Origin of the sequence: Dyella kyungheensis, from assembly GCF_049913195.1 — a bacterium.
Classification (GTDB): Bacteria; Pseudomonadota; Gammaproteobacteria; order Xanthomonadales; family Rhodanobacteraceae; genus Dyella; species Dyella kyungheensis.
On record NZ_CP183983.1, the window covers coordinates 1,471,186 to 1,484,641 of the forward strand.

A 13,456-nucleotide genomic window follows, 5' to 3' on the forward strand; every position below is an offset into this window, starting at 1 on the left:
GCTCTCTCTTCACTTTTTACCATTCACCCTTTGCCGCTCTGCCATCCATCCACAGAAAATCCCGACTTATCCACAGATTTCCACAGGTTAACGTCTCGTCGCCTGAGATGGCGCCGCGTATGCTCTGTAGCCAACGTCCGCCGCCGGCAATGCAGCCTTTCGCTGCGAGGAATCGCGATGTCCTTCGTTTCCGATCGTTCCGACCGCCCTGAGCGCCGCGGTCGTTCCGAGCGCAAACCCCTGTCCAACATCGACGCGCTGCGCGTACCGCCGAACTCGATCGACGCGGAACAAGCGGTGCTGGGCGGCCTCATGCTGTCGCCCGATTCGCTGGACAAGGTGGCCGACCGCCTCGCCGAGCAGGATTTCTACCGCAAGGACCACCGCCTGATCTGGCGCGCCATCACCGAGCTGGCGGGCAAGGGCATGCCGTGCGACGCGGTGACCCTGGGCGACTGGTTCGACGCCAACGGGCTGGCCGACATGGTCGGCGGTGCTGCCTACCTGATCGAACTGGCCAATACCACGCCGAGTGCCGCGAACATTGCCGCCTATGCGGAAATCGTGCGCGAGAAGTCGGTACTGCGCCAGCTGATCGACGCCGGCACAGGCATCACCGAGGACGGCTACCAGCCCGATGGCATGGGCGTGCAGGAGGTGCTGGAGCGTGCCGAGCAGGCCGTCTTCAAGATCGCCGAGTCCGGTGCGCGCGGCAAGAAAGACACCGTGTCGATGCGCGAGGCGGTGAAGGACGCGTTCCGCATCCTCTCCGAGCGCTTCGAGAACAAGGGCCAGCTCACCGGTATCTCCACCGGCTTTTCCGACCTGGACGAACTCACCTCGGGCCTGCAACCGTCCGACCTGATCATCGTCGCGGCGCGCCCTTCGATGGGCAAGACGGCGTTCTCGGTGAATATCGCCGAAGCAGCGGCGATGCGCGGCAAGAAGGCGGTGGCCATTTTCTCGATGGAAATGTCCGCCTCGCAGTTGGCCTTCCGTATGATTTCCTCGGTCGGCCGCATCCACGCGCAGCATCTGCGCAACGGCGACCTCGCCGAGGAAGACTGGCCGCGCGTCACCAATGCCATCGCCTTGCTGTCCGAGGCGAAGATCTTCATCGATGACACGCCCGGCCTGTCGCCGGTCGAACTGCGTTCGCGCTCGCGCCGACTGCATCGCGAGCACGGTGGGCTCGGGCTGATCGTGATCGACTACCTGCAGCTGATGCAGGTGCCCGGCATGAAGGAAAACCGCGCTACCGAAATCTCGGAAATCTCGCGCTCGCTGAAGGGCCTGGCGAAGGAACTCAATTGCCCGGTAATTGCCCTGTCGCAGTTGAACCGCTCGCTGGAACAGCGCGCCGACAAGCGTCCGATGATGTCCGACCTGCGCGAATCGGGCGCTATCGAACAGGACGCGGACGTGATCATGTTCATTTACCGCGACGAGTACTACAACAAGGAATCGCCGGACAAAGGCCTGGCCGAAATCATCATCGGCAAGCAGCGTAACGGTCCGACGGATACGGTGAAGCTCACCTTCCTCGGTCACTACACCAAGTTCGAGAACTACGCGCCCGATTCCTTCGTCGGCGCGTTCGAGTAACCCTGCACCCAACGCGTACAGGTGCCGTTTCGTTACAGGAACGGCACCTGTACCGCCGTGTCCCTATGCGCGGAGTGCACACGAATCCCGTACGGGATTCACATCATCCAGCGCAACCTCGTTACCGGTTTTCCCGAACGAGGCACAACACATGTCGCTCATTCTTCTACTCATCGTCGTGTTGCTTCTGCTCGGCGCGCTGCCGTCCTGGCCGTATAGCCGCAGCTGGGGTTATGGCCCCAGCGGTGGACTGGGCCTGGTGCTGATCATCCTGATCGTCTTGCTGGTACTGGGCGTTATCTGAGGACGATGCCATGAAACGAACCATCATTCCCGCGTCGCTGATCGTCGTATGCCTGGCCCTGGCCGGTTGCGGCAGTACGACTCGCGTGGTGCAGAACACCGACACCTGCGGCAAGCAGATGACCGACCTGCAGGACGCGCTGGCTTCCGGTGCGATGAGTCAGCACGAATACGACAAGGCGCGTCGCGTGGCCATCGAACGTTGCAATTCGCGCGATACGCACTGAGTTGGGTAGGGCTATCGGTGAGGGTAGCCATTGCCCGGGGAATGCCACGGGAGCGCCCCGGGAGCGCCGGGCTGGAAGGTTAGGTTGGGCGCGTCGGGCCGGATGGCCGCGGCCAAGGCTGGTAAGCTTCCAGCCCTGTCCGAGGCCAACCGGCCCATCTTTTCCACCTTCCTCACCGCGCCTACGCCGGGCGCCAGGCCCGCATGAGCCGCACCACCGTTGCCACCATCCATCTGGGCGCCCTGCGCCACAACCTGGCCCGCATCAAGCAGCTGGCTGCGCCTGCCAAGGTCATGGCGGTGGTCAAGGCCGACGCCTACGGACATGGGCTGGAACGCGTGGCGCGTGCACTCGACGGCGAGGCGGATGCATTTGCGGTGGCCGCCCTGGGCGATGGATTGCGTTTGCGCGCGGCCGGCCATCGGCAGCGCATCGTGGTGTTGTCCGGTCCGGATCGCGCCAGCGACATCGCCGAGATGCAGCGGCTGAATCTCGATGCCGCCATCCATCATGAAGAACAACTGCACTGGTTGAAGGAAGCGTCGCCATCGCGGGGTTCGTTGCGCGTCTGGCTGAAGGTGGACAGCGGCATGCATCGCCTGGGCTTTGCGCCGGAAAGCGTCGCGTTCGTCCACGGACAACTGGCCGCGATGCCCGGTATCGATCCGGAGATCGGACTGCTCACCCACTTCGCCGAATCCGAAGTGTTCGACGGCAGCGAAACGCCCGCGCAGATCCTCCGTTTCAACGAGGCGACATACTCGTTGCAGGGGCCGCGCTCGTTGTCGAACTCGGCGGCGCTGCTGGGCTGGACCGAAGCCCGCGGCGACTGGGTGCGTACGGGCGGCTTGCTGTATGGCCTGTCCGTCGTCGATGGCAAGACCGGCGCCGACTTCGGCTTCCGTCCGGCGATGACGCTGAGCACGCGATTGATCGCCGTCAATCGCATCGGCAAGGGTGAGCGCATCGGTTACAACGGTACCTGGACCTGCCCCGAAGACATGCCTGTCGGTGTGGCTGCCGTGGGCTACGGCGATGGCTATCCGCGCAGCGCGGTGGCCGGCACCCCGGTGCGGGTGGGCGATCGTCAGGTGCCGCTGATTGGCCGCGTGTCGATGGATCTGATCACGCTCGATCTTCGCGACGCACCCCAGGCGAAAGTGGGCGACCGCGTCACGCTGTGGGGACCGGAGTTGCCGGTGGAACGCATCGCCGCCCAGGCGGGCACGATCTCCTACGACCTGACCTGCGGCATGACCAAGCGGGTGCTGTTCGTGGAAGACGAAGACTGAGCGAGCCGAACGCGCTCAACCCACCACGGCTGAATGTCTCGCGGTATGCGATGCCGGCCCGCTAAGCTGGGCCATTCGCTCGCGCACCCGATCAGGAACCCAAGCATGGCCAAAGCCAAGACCGCCTATGTCTGCACCGACTGCGGCGCGGAGCATTCCAAGTGGCAGGGCCAATGCGTGGACTGCGGTGTGTGGAACACGCTGAGCGAAATCGTGGTGCAGCCCGCCGTGAAATCCGCCGGTGCGGCACGCAGCACCACCGGCTACGCAGGCGCCGCGGCCGGTTCGCCCAAGGTGACGCCGCTGACCGCCGTGGCAACCGATGCGGAGACCCGCGCGCTCACCGGCATCGGCGAACTGGACCGCGTGCTGGGCGGCGGTCTGGTGGACGGTTCGGTGGTGCTGATCGGCGGCGATCCGGGCATCGGCAAATCGACCCTGCTGCTGCAGATGCTGGGAACGCTGGGCGCGCGAATTCCCAGCGTGTATGTGACGGGCGAGGAATCGCTCGGCCAGGTGGCCTCGCGCGCGCAGCGACTGGATCTGCCGCTGGCGCCGCTGCATGCGCTGGCGGAAACCTGCATCGAACGCATCATCGAACAGGCGCTGAGTACCCGCCCACGCGTGCTGGTGATCGACTCCATCCAGACCATCTGGACGGAATTGCTTACCGCGGCGCCGGGCTCGGTCAGCCAGGTGCGCGAATCGGCGGCCAAGCTCACGCGCTTCGCCAAGGAAACCGGCACCTCGGTGTTCCTGGTCGGTCATGTGACGAAAGAAGGCGGCATTGCCGGCCCGCGCGTGCTCGAACACATGGTGGATGCGGTGCTTTATTTCGAAGGCGAGTCGGGCAGCCGCTTCCGTGTGCTGCGCGCCTTCAAGAATCGCTTCGGCGCGGTGAACGAGCTGGGCGTGTTCGCGATGTCGGAGAAGGGCCTGCGCGAAGTGCCCAATCCTTCGGCGATTTTCCTCTCGGCCCATAGCGGCCCGACCTCGGGCAGTGCAGTGATGGTGACGCGCGAAGGCACGCGGCCCTTGCTGGTGGAAGTGCAGGCGTTGGTGGATCAGTCCTCATTGGGCAACCCGCGCCGCGTTGCGCTGGGCCTGGAGCAGAATCGCCTCGCCATGCTGCTGGCCGTGCTGCATCGGCATGGCGGCGTGGCCGCGTACGACCAGGACGTGTTCGTCAACGTGGTGGGCGGCATTCGCGTGCAGGAGACCGCAGCCGATCTGCCCGTGCTGCTGGCCGTGCTCTCGTCGCTGCGTGATCGACCGTTGCCGGAGAAGACTGTCGCGTTTGGCGAGGTGGGTTTGTCGGGCGAGATCCGGCCGGTGCCCAATGGTGATGAGCGCTTGAAAGAGGCGGCGCACCACGGGTTTCAGAAGGCTATCGTGCCGAAGGCCAATGCGCCGAAGAAGTCGAAAGTCGGCGACATGGAAATTGTCGCAGTGGAACGCTTGTCGGAAGCGATCGACGCCTGCCGCTGAACCCGCCAGCCGCAGCGCGGTTTTTTGTGGGAGCACACCCTGTGCGCGACAGCCCCGCTTGGGTGCACGGCTTCGTAGGTTTGTCGCCCACAGGGTGCGCTCCCACAGTAGATCTGCCGCCTTATACGGGCGGCAGCGCCGCAAAATCCGGATGCAGTTCGGCGCGCGCTGAAAAGGCCGCCAATTGCGGATAAGCCTTCGCATCGATCACATCGGCCGCCACCAATTGGGTAAAGCCCCAGGCGACGGCGATGGTCACATCGGCCTGGCTCGGCGAGCTTCCAAAAATCCAGCCATCGACTCCACGCAGTTCGCGTTCGAGCAAATCATGGGCCGCATGCAATTGGCCTTTGACGCGTTTCATCCAGCCTTCGTCGCGCTTGTCCGCATCGCGTTTGTCTTCGTAGACGATCTGCACGGCTTTTTCGCTGGCTGCGAGGGCGATGCCGGTGAGTCGAAGTGCGCGTTGTCGGTCCGCTGCATCCGTGGGCATCAGTGCCGCGCGATCACTTTGCGCCTGGGCCCACTCGATGATCAGTCCGGACTCGGTGAGCATGCCGCCATCGTCCAGCACCAGCGTGGGCGCCTTCACCAGCGGGTTGATGCGCTGGAACTCATCGAAATGCCGGAACACCGACATCGAGCGATGCGTGAAAGGGATGCCCAGCAGTCGCAGTGAAATCGCGGTTCGACGCACGTAGGGTGAATCGAGCATGCCGATCAGTTCCACGAGAACCTCCGTCAGGAATGGAAGACGACGGTCTTGCCGCCGTTGAGCAGCACGCGATCGTCGAGGTAGAGGCGCAGGGTGCGCGCAAGTACGCGGCGTTCGATGTCGCGGCCGATGCGGATCAGGTCTTCCGGCGTATCGGCATGGGTGACGCGCTCGATGTCCTGCTCGATGATCGGACCTTCGTCCAGCTCGGCCGTGACGAAATGCGCGGTGGCGCCAATCAGCTTGACGCCGCGGCGGTAGGCCTGGTGATAGGGGCGCGCGCCCTTGAAGCCCGGCAGAAACGAGTGGTGGATGTTGATGCAGCGACCGGCCAGTTTGCGCGTCAGCTCGCTGGAGAGGATCTGCATGTAGCGCGCGAGCACCACCAGGTCCGTGCCGGATTGTTCGATCAGTGCGTCCAGCACGCCTTCCTGCTCGGCCCTGCTGTTCTTGTCGACGGGCAGGTAGTGGAAAGGAATGCCATCCAGGTCGAGATGGCGATAGGTTTCGCGCGGATGGTTGGCGATGACGCCCGCGATATCCATCGGCAGCTCGCCAATGCGCCAGCGGTAGAGGATGTCCGCGAGGCAGTGATCGAACTTCGACACCAGCAGCATCACGCGCCGGCGCTGCGCCCGGTTGCGCAGGGTCCACTGCATGGCCAGCGACTTGGCGAAACCCTCCAGGCCCTGCTCGAGCGCCGCGAAGTCGCGCTCGGCATCTTCGAACACCAGGCGCATGAAGAAGCGGCCGGTTTCGGCATCGCCAAACTGCTGCGCCTCGATGATGTTGCCGCCCTGTGCGGCAAGGTGGTTCGATACCGCCGCCACGATGCCAGCACGGTCGGGACAGGAAAGTGTCAGGACGAACTGGCCGGGAATGATCATGGCATGCGCTTCATGGCGTGCGATGGAGGATGAGTTCGAGCACCGCCTTGGTGCCGAAGAAGGCAAGCAGCAATACGCCCATGCCCACCAGGGTGAGATTGACGGCGCTGCGACCGCGCCAGCCATGCCGCCAGCGGCCGATGAGCAGGGTGCCGAACACCAGCCACGCGATGATCGACAGCACCGTCTTGTGGATCAGGTGCTGGCCGAACAGGTTGTCCACGAACAGGATGCCGGTGAGCAGGGTGAGCGTGAGCAGCAGGAAACCGGCGCCGATCAGCCGGAACATCAGCGTTTCCGTCAGCGTCAGCGGCGGTAGCGCGCGCATCCAGGAGCCCACCTGGCGATGGCGCAGCGCGCGCTCCTGCACCGCGAGCAGGATGGCCAGGGCAGCGGCGATCGAGAGCACGCTGAAGGCCAGCAGCGCCACGGTGACGTGCAGCTTGATCTGCCACTCCAGCGGTAGCGGCGCCGTGGCGGGTGCCGCGAACGTGTCCAGCGCAAGCAGCAGCGCGGTCAGCGGAAACACGATGACGCCCAGTCCCGCCACCGGTCGCCAGATGTTCACCACCAGCGTCAGCGCGGAAACCACGCAGGCCATCAAGGACAGCGCGGAGAAGAAATGCAGGTCCAGCGAGCCGCGATGCGCACTCAGCAAGGTGCCCGCATGAATCAACACGGCAGCGCCCGCCAGCACCAGCGCGGAACGGTTCAGCGGCTGCCCGCCCCCGAGCAGCGGGCGGGCCAGAGCCGTCGCGGCGACGAGGTAAAGCACGACGGCGAGCAGGGCAAAGAGGACGATGGCAGTCATAGCGGGCGAGTGTGGCATGGGCGGCTCAATGGGGGGAAGACGGGGTTTGTGGGGGCGTGAAGCCGGCCGCTGGGCGGCCTGTGAAGCCGCTCGCTGCGCTAGCTGTAAATGGTCAATGGAAAGAGCTGGGGAGATGACCGTCGGCTTCGGCGCTGTTCACTATTCACCACTAACAGCGAGCGCCGCGAGCGGCTTCACAGGCCGCCCAGCGGCCGGCGTTACGATCCAGCAGCGACCGCCTTCACCAGCTATAATCGCCGTCTTTCCGCCTACCGGCCTGATCCATGTTCGAGTCCCTCAGCCAACGCCTCTCCGCCACCGTCAACCGCCTGCGCGGCCGTGGTCGCCTGACGGAGGAAAACATCCGCGAATCGCTGCGTGAGGTGCGCATTGCCCTGCTGGAGGCCGACGTGGCCCTGCCGGTGGTGCAGGCGTTGATCGAGCGCGTGAAGGTGCGTGCGGTCGGCCAGGAAGTGATGAAGAGCCTGTCGCCGGGCCAGGCGCTGGTGAAGGTGGTCAGCGACGAGCTGACCGCGTTGATGGGCACTGCCAATACCGAGCTCAATCTTGCCCAGCAGCCGCCGGCCGTGGTGCTGATGGCGGGCCTGCAGGGTGCCGGTAAGACCACCACGGTGGCCAAGCTCGCGCGTTTCCTCACCGAGCGCAAAAAGAAGAAGGTGATGGTGGTGAGCTGCGACGTCTATCGTCCGGCCGCCATCGAGCAGTTGCGCACGCTGGCCGAGCAGGTCGGCGTGAAGTTCTTCCCGTCCGAGGCGGGCCAGAACCCGGTCGACATCGCCAAGGCCGCGATTGCCGCGGCGCGCCGCGAAGTGGTTGACGTGCTGCTGGTCGATACCGCCGGCCGCCTGCATGTGGACGAGGCGATGATGGCCGAGATCAAGGCGCTCCACGCCGCGATCACGCCGGTCGAAACGCTGTTCGTGGTCGACTCCATGACCGGCCAGGACGCAGCCACCACCGCCAAGGCCTTTGCCGAGGCGCTGCCGCTCACCGGCGTGGTGCTCACCAAGACCGACGGCGATGCCCGTGGCGGCGCCGCGCTGTCGGTGCGCTATATCACCGGCCGCCCGATCAAGTTCCTCGGCGCCGGCGAGAAGACCGATGCGCTGGAGCCGTTCCATCCGGACCGCGTCGCGCAGCGCATCCTCGGCATGGGCGACGTGCTGTCGCTGGTCGAGGAAGTGGAGCGCAAGGTCGACCAGGAGAAGGCGCAGAAGCTCGCCGAGAAGGTCATCAAGGGCAAGCGCTTCGATCTCAACGACATGCGCGACCAGCTCGAGCAGATGTCCAACATGGGCGGCCTGGCTGGCCTGATGGACAAGCTGCCGGGCGTGTCGGGCCTGCCCGATAGCGTCAAATCCAAGGTCAACGACGGTGAGATCAAGCGCATGGTCGCGATCATCCAGTCGATGACCAAGAAAGAACGCCGTCATCCGGATCTGTTGAACGGTTCGCGCCGTGCCCGCGTGGCGCGCGGCTCGGGCACCCAGCCGGCCGACGTCAACCGCCTGCTGAAGCAGTACATGCAGATGGAAAAAATGATGTCCAAGCTGTCCAAGGGCGGCAGCAAGGGCCTGCTGCGCCAGATGCGCGGCGCCATGAAGGGCATGGGCGGCATGGGCGGCGGTTTGCCCCCGATGCGCTGAGGCTAAACGGTCCGGTCGGTTCATCTGGCCGGATTTGCCTGTCAGCTCTTCCTTTTTCCCCAAATTTCATTAAAATGTCGCGTTCACCGCGCACCGCTGAGTGCGTGCTGCCGGCATCCCGGCAACTCTGGAGCTTTTACTTATGGTCAAGATTCGTCTTTCGCGCGGCGGCGCCAAGGGCCGTCCGTTCTACCACATCGTTGTCACCGATCAGCGCAACAAGCGCGACGGCCGCAGCATTGAGAACGTCGGTTTTTACAACCCGGTTGCTTCGGGCAAGGACAAGCGCCTTGAACTGAACGTTGCCCGCGTGCAGGAGTGGGTGGGCAAGGGTGCGCAGCTGACCGACAAGGTCGCCGCCCTGGTCAAGGAAGCCGGCAAGCAGCAGGCTGCCTGAGTATGACGGCAGCCGGTCGGCGCGTCCTGGTGGGACGCATCGTCGGGCTGTACGGCGTGCAGGGCTGGCTCAAGATCGAATCCTGGACTGAGCCCCGCACGAAGATCTTCACGTACCAACCTTGGCTGCTGAGTTCGGCGCCGGGTGCGGAAAAGGAGATCGCAGGAATCAAAGGTCGTCCGCAGGGCAAAGGGCTGGTCGCCCAATTCCCTGGAGTCGACGACCGGGATACGGCAGCAGCGTTGGTGGGGCAGGACATTTACGTCTCCCGCGAGCTGTTGCCGCCTCCTGGCAAGGATGAGTACTACTGGGTCGATCTCGAAGGTCTCGAGGTCGTCACCACGGAAGGCGTGGCACTGGGGCGAGTGAGTCATCTCTTCGCAACCGGCGCCAACGACGTCGTGGTGGTGAAGGACGGTACGCGCGAGCGGCTGGTGCCTTTCATCCAGGGATCTTATGTGCGTTCGGTGGACTTGTCCGGCGGGCGCATGGTGGTGGACTGGGATCCTGAATTCTGAGCGCGCCACGCGCTGCATCAAGGGTTGAGGATCATGCGCATCGATGTCGTCACGTTGTTTCCCGACTTCATGCGTCAGTGTGCTGCCGTTGGCGTGGTGGGGCGGGCCCAGCAGCGTGAGCTGCTGCAGGTGGAAACCTGGAACCCGCGCGATTTCGCCACCGACAATTACCGCACCGTGGACGGCCGCACCTGTGGCGGCGGACCCGGCATGGTGATGCTGATTCAGCCTTTGCGCGATGCCTTGAAGGCCGTGCGCGAGGCCGCACCGGAGCCGGTGCATGTGATCTACCTCAGCCCGCAAGGCGCGAGGTTGACGCAGGGTCGGGTAGAAGCGCTGGCCAAGTTGCCGCGCATCGCCTTGCTCTGCGGGCGTTACGAAGGTGTGGACGAGCGTCTGCTGGCGCACGAGGTCGACGAAGAGCTTTCTATCGGCGATTATGTGCTGTCCGGCGGTGAGCTTGGCGCCGCGGTGATCATCGATGCCGTGGGCCGCTTGCAGGACGGTGCGTTGAATGACGCGCAGTCGGCGCAGCAAGATTCGTTTTCGGACGGACTGCTGGATTGCCCGCACTATGCAAAGCCGGTGCATGACGCACTGGGAGACGTGCCGGACGTATTGCTCTCCGGCGACCACGCGGCTATTCGTCGCTGGCGCCTGAAGCAATCGCTGGGACGGACCTGGTTGCGGCGTCCCGATCTTTTGGCGCAGCGCGCGCTGGATGCACAATCCCGAGCGCTGTTGGACGAATTCCGCCGCGAGCATGCTCAGCAGACGCGGCACGACGATACGGCCCATTAAGGGCGCAGAAATTAGACAGGTGTTGCCATGAACAAGATCATCGAACAGTTCGAAGCCGAGCAGATCACCCGCCAGCTGCCGGAATTCGGCCCTGGTGACACCGTGGTGGTCAACGTGAAGGTGAAGGAAGGCAACCGCGAGCGCGTTCAGGCGTTCGAGGGTGTGGTCATCGCCAAGCGCAGCCGCGGCCTGCATTCGGCCTTCACCGTGCGCAAGATCTCGCACGGCACCGGCGTGGAGCGCGTGTTCCAGGCGCACAGCCCGGCCATCGACTCGCTGGAAGTGAAGCGCAAGGGCAAGGTGCGTGGCGCCAAGCTGTACTACCTGCGCAACCTGGAAGGCAAGGCTGCCCGCATCAAGGAAGACGTGGCTGCTGTCTCCGCCGCCAAGGCCGCAAAGAAGAAGGCTGCCGCCGCCGAGTAATTCGGGCGCGTCTCGATTCGATTCGACGAAACCCCGCGGAGCGATCCGCGGGGTTTTTGTTTGTGTCGTGTGTGCCTTGGCGTTGCGGTAAACGCGCTGTCGCGCTTTACCTGTAGGAGTGCACCCTGTGCGCGACCACTACGTTGAGGCGTTCCGCTCCGTCAGGCTGTCGCGCACAGGGTGCGCTCCTGCCATGAACTCGGCTTGGCGGTGTGGCTCAGCCGAGTCGCTGCGGTTCCTGCAGGAAGTTGCCCTGCACGAAGTCCACGCCGCAGGCGAACAGCAGGGATGTGCTGGCGGCGTCTTCTACCCATTCGGCGATGGTGTGCTTCTTCAGTTCGCGCGCCTGGCGGCAGATGTCGGCCACCTTCTTCTGGCTCTCCTGCTGTTGCGGCAGGTCGGCCATGTAGCTGCGGTCGATCTTCAGATAGTCCGCATTGATGTGGTTGAGCAACTGGAACGAGTTGAGGCCCGAGCCGAACTGTTCGAGCGCAAACTGGCCGCCGATCTTCTGCCACGCCTGGATGAATTCCTGCGCGGGACGCAGCGCAGTCACCACCTTGCTCTCGGTCATTTCCAGCACGAGCTGGCCGTGCTTGAGCGCGGCCTGCTTGAGGCGTTCGTCCAGCCAGGGCAGCAGCTCCTTGTCTTCCAGCGAGCCGGAGGTGAGCTTGACGAAGAAGGTGGTGGGCGAACCCATGCGGTCGCGGCCACGCAGGTGTTCGATCGCCTGGTTCAACACCCAGCGGTCGATCGCCGGGGTGAGGTTGTGCTTTTCGGCGATCGGCATGAAGAAGCCCGGCAGTACCTCGCCTTGCGGGCCATTGAGGCGCAGCAGGATTTCGGAGAACTCGCCTTCGGCATCCTGCAGGCTGATGGTCTGCTGGTGATACAGCACGAATTCGTTCTGCAGCAGCGCCTGGTTGATCACGCCCAGCCAGTAGCGCTCGCGTTCCTCGTCGGCCTTTTCGCGCGCGGCGGGATCGTGCAGGTCGCTGCGGTTGCCGCCCTGGCTCTGCGCGTTGCGCAGGGCCTGGCTGGCCTGGTTGAGCAGCAGTTCGGTATTGGCGTTGCGCTCGCCCAGCATGCTGCCGCCGATGCTGGAGGTGATGGTGAGCGAACGCGAGCCCAGGTCGAAGATGCCGCCGGCAATGGCCTGCTGCAGGCCGGCGATCCACTGTTTGATGCCTTCGTCGTTGCGCGTGTGCAGCAACACGCCCACGGTGTGCTCGGCCAGCAGGCCGGCAGTGTCCTGGGCGGTGAGCTGGCTCTCGACGCGGGCGGCGAAGGCCGCCAGCAATTCGTCGGCCTTGGCCAGGCCCACGCCGGCCACGATGGTCTGCCAGTTGTCCGGCTCGATCAGCAGCAGCGATTGGCCCTTGGTGCCCTGGGTGGCCGCGGCCACCGCTTCGTCGATGCATTCGAGCATGCGTGCACGGTTGAACAGTCCGGTCACCGGGTCGCGCTGCAGCTGCTCGATGACATTGGCGTCCACCATCTGGCGGCGGAACACCACCTGCAGGCAGGACTCGCCTTCGAAGGTGGCGTGGGCGAATTCCACGCTGGCCTTGAACGTGCTGGCATCGGCGCGGCGCGCCTGCAGCTCGATGGCGCCACTGGGCTTCTCCCCCTTGGAGAGGCCCTTGAGCGTGTTCTTGAATTCGTCGGCGTCGTTCGCGCCGATCATGTCCAGCACGGGCAGGCCGAGCAGGTCGTCGAATTCGGTATAGCCGAAGGTGTCCAGGTAGGCCTGGTTGGCGCGCACGTGCATGCCTTCGTGCACATAGGCGATGGCGTCGGTGGACGAATCGAGCAGCGCATCGCAGCGGCGCTCCGATTCGCGCAACGCGGCTTCCAGCCGGCGCAGCTGGCGGCGTGCGTTGAGCGCGTCGAACTCGCGTTGGATCACCGCCATCAATTGCTTGGGCTGCGGCCGCAGCGCCACGCTGCGGGCGCCGTTGACGAACAACTCGGTGATGGCGGCGTTGTCCACCTGGCTCACCAGCGCGATCAGCGACAGGTCGCGACCGTGCGCGTCGAGCATGCGCGCCACTTCGCGCAGTTCGAGCGTGCCCACGGAAGGGTCGAACAGGACGATGTCCGGTCCCAGTTCGTCGAGTGCGGCGGTGATTTGCTCGGTGCTGGTGGCGCGCGCCGGTCGAACGGCGATACCGCTGTTGCGCAGCAGGCTGATGATCTGTTCCGCGTCTTCGACAGACTTCTCGATGAAAAGGATCTTTATGACCTGGTCGGTTTTCATGGGCTCGTCGAGCTATCCGTTGTTCGCCGCTGCTGGTGGTACCTGCCGTGACAGCAGGGCGC

At 64.6% G+C, this 13,456-nt stretch carries 14 protein-coding genes; 10 read left to right on the plus strand and 4 right to left on the minus strand.

Features of this window, described 5'->3' with window-relative positions; genetic code table 11:
- Positions 1 to 177: 177 nt before the first annotated feature.
- From ACN9MB_RS06370 to radA, 5 genes are all read left to right on the plus strand, one after another.
- Entirely contained in the window at positions 178 to 1,605 is a 1,428-nt protein-coding gene (locus ACN9MB_RS06370; protein WP_426271155.1) for a replicative DNA helicase, read from the plus strand.
- 151 nt (positions 1,606 to 1,756) lie between these two features.
- The gene (locus tag ACN9MB_RS06375; RefSeq protein ID WP_204635220.1) at positions 1,757 to 1,909 is read left to right on the plus strand and encodes a DUF3309 family protein; all 153 of its coding nucleotides are present in this window, start codon (positions 1,757 to 1,759) and stop codon (positions 1,907 to 1,909) included.
- Between the two features lie 10 nt (positions 1,910 to 1,919).
- Positions 1,920 to 2,135 carry a hypothetical protein gene (locus ACN9MB_RS06380; protein ID WP_204635221.1) on the plus strand — a complete coding sequence of 72 codons (216 nt, stop codon included), beginning with the start codon at positions 1,920 to 1,922 and terminating at the stop codon, positions 2,133 to 2,135.
- 203 nt (positions 2,136 to 2,338) lie between these two features.
- The gene (gene alr / locus ACN9MB_RS06385; protein WP_426271156.1) at positions 2,339 to 3,427 is read left to right on the plus strand and encodes an alanine racemase; all 1,089 of its coding nucleotides are present in this window, start codon (positions 2,339 to 2,341) and stop codon (positions 3,425 to 3,427) included.
- 105 nt (positions 3,428 to 3,532) lie between these two features.
- A complete protein-coding gene (radA, locus tag ACN9MB_RS06390; RefSeq protein WP_426271157.1) occupies positions 3,533 to 4,915 on the plus strand; it encodes a DNA repair protein RadA in 1,383 nt (460 codons plus the stop codon).
- Between the two features lie 121 nt (positions 4,916 to 5,036).
- On the opposite strand, the gene ACN9MB_RS06395 is transcribed toward radA, so the two are convergent.
- From ACN9MB_RS06395 to ACN9MB_RS06405, 3 genes are read right to left on the minus strand one after another with little or no spacing between them, the layout of a single operon-like run.
- Positions 5,037 to 5,645, minus strand: a complete 609-nt coding sequence (locus ACN9MB_RS06395; protein WP_204635224.1) for a glutathione S-transferase N-terminal domain-containing protein — start codon at positions 5,643 to 5,645, stop codon at positions 5,037 to 5,039.
- 11 nt (positions 5,646 to 5,656) lie between these two features.
- Positions 5,657 to 6,517 (minus strand): formyltetrahydrofolate deformylase, encoded by an 861-nt coding sequence (purU, locus tag ACN9MB_RS06400; protein WP_426271158.1) that lies wholly within the window; start codon positions 6,515 to 6,517, stop codon positions 5,657 to 5,659.
- 10 nt (positions 6,518 to 6,527) lie between these two features.
- A complete protein-coding gene (locus ACN9MB_RS06405) occupies positions 6,528 to 7,328 on the minus strand; it encodes a cytochrome C assembly family protein (RefSeq protein WP_426271159.1) in 801 nt (266 codons plus the stop codon).
- 284 nt (positions 7,329 to 7,612) lie between these two features.
- Here ACN9MB_RS06405 and ffh point away from each other — a divergent pair, with 284 nt between their 5' ends.
- The 5 genes from ffh to rplS all read left to right on the plus strand — a co-directional run bounded on the left by ffh (position 7,613) and on the right by rplS (position 11,134).
- The gene (gene ffh, locus ACN9MB_RS06410) at positions 7,613 to 8,995 is read left to right on the plus strand and encodes a signal recognition particle protein (RefSeq protein WP_204635226.1); all 1,383 of its coding nucleotides are present in this window, start codon (positions 7,613 to 7,615) and stop codon (positions 8,993 to 8,995) included.
- Positions 8,996 to 9,137: 142 nt separating this feature from the next.
- Positions 9,138 to 9,392 carry a 30S ribosomal protein S16 gene (gene rpsP / locus ACN9MB_RS06415; RefSeq protein WP_109125566.1) on the plus strand — a complete coding sequence of 85 codons (255 nt, stop codon included), beginning with the start codon at positions 9,138 to 9,140 and terminating at the stop codon, positions 9,390 to 9,392.
- 2 nt (positions 9,393 to 9,394) lie between these two features.
- Positions 9,395 to 9,910: a ribosome maturation factor RimM gene (gene rimM, locus ACN9MB_RS06420; protein ID WP_426271160.1), complete on the plus strand. Its 516-nt coding sequence runs from the start codon at positions 9,395 to 9,397 to the stop codon at positions 9,908 to 9,910.
- A 33-nt stretch (positions 9,911 to 9,943) separates the two neighbouring features.
- Complete coding sequence (gene trmD / locus ACN9MB_RS06425; RefSeq protein WP_426271161.1) at positions 9,944 to 10,711, plus strand: tRNA (guanosine(37)-N1)-methyltransferase TrmD; 768 nt, start codon at positions 9,944 to 9,946, stop codon at positions 10,709 to 10,711.
- A gap of 27 nt (positions 10,712 to 10,738) precedes the next feature.
- Positions 10,739 to 11,134, plus strand: coding sequence for a 50S ribosomal protein L19 (gene rplS, locus ACN9MB_RS06430; protein WP_121878566.1), 396 nt, complete (start codon positions 10,739 to 10,741; stop codon positions 11,132 to 11,134).
- A gap of 217 nt (positions 11,135 to 11,351) precedes the next feature.
- On the opposite strand, the gene ACN9MB_RS06435 is transcribed toward rplS, so the two are convergent.
- On the minus strand, positions 11,352 to 13,394 hold the full coding sequence (locus ACN9MB_RS06435) for an EAL domain-containing response regulator (protein WP_204635234.1): 2,043 nt from the start codon (positions 13,392 to 13,394) through the stop codon (positions 11,352 to 11,354).
- Positions 13,395 to 13,456: the final 62 nt, after the last annotated feature.

Coding starts and splice junctions, on each gene's coding strand:
- ACN9MB_RS06380 (WP_204635221.1), top strand. CDS start 1,920: ATGAAACGAACCATCATTCCCGCGTCGCTGATCGTCGTATGCCTGGCC.
- ffh (WP_204635226.1), top strand. CDS start 7,613: ATGTTCGAGTCCCTCAGCCAACGCCTCTCCGCCACCGTCAACCGCCTG.
- purU (WP_426271158.1), bottom strand. CDS start 6,517: ATGATCATTCCCGGCCAGTTCGTCCTGACACTTTCCTGTCCCGACCGT.
- ACN9MB_RS06370 (WP_426271155.1), top strand. CDS start 178: ATGTCCTTCGTTTCCGATCGTTCCGACCGCCCTGAGCGCCGCGGTCGT.
- rimM (WP_426271160.1), top strand. CDS start 9,395: ATGACGGCAGCCGGTCGGCGCGTCCTGGTGGGACGCATCGTCGGGCTG.
- rplS (WP_121878566.1), top strand. CDS start 10,739: ATGAACAAGATCATCGAACAGTTCGAAGCCGAGCAGATCACCCGCCAG.
- rpsP (WP_109125566.1), top strand. CDS start 9,138: ATGGTCAAGATTCGTCTTTCGCGCGGCGGCGCCAAGGGCCGTCCGTTC.
- trmD (WP_426271161.1), top strand. CDS start 9,944: ATGCGCATCGATGTCGTCACGTTGTTTCCCGACTTCATGCGTCAGTGT.
- alr (WP_426271156.1), top strand. CDS start 2,339: ATGAGCCGCACCACCGTTGCCACCATCCATCTGGGCGCCCTGCGCCAC.
- ACN9MB_RS06375 (WP_204635220.1), top strand. CDS start 1,757: ATGTCGCTCATTCTTCTACTCATCGTCGTGTTGCTTCTGCTCGGCGCG.
- radA (WP_426271157.1), top strand. CDS start 3,533: ATGGCCAAAGCCAAGACCGCCTATGTCTGCACCGACTGCGGCGCGGAG.
- ACN9MB_RS06405 (WP_426271159.1), bottom strand. CDS start 7,328: ATGACTGCCATCGTCCTCTTTGCCCTGCTCGCCGTCGTGCTTTACCTC.
- ACN9MB_RS06435 (WP_204635234.1), bottom strand. CDS start 13,394: ATGAAAACCGACCAGGTCATAAAGATCCTTTTCATCGAGAAGTCTGTC.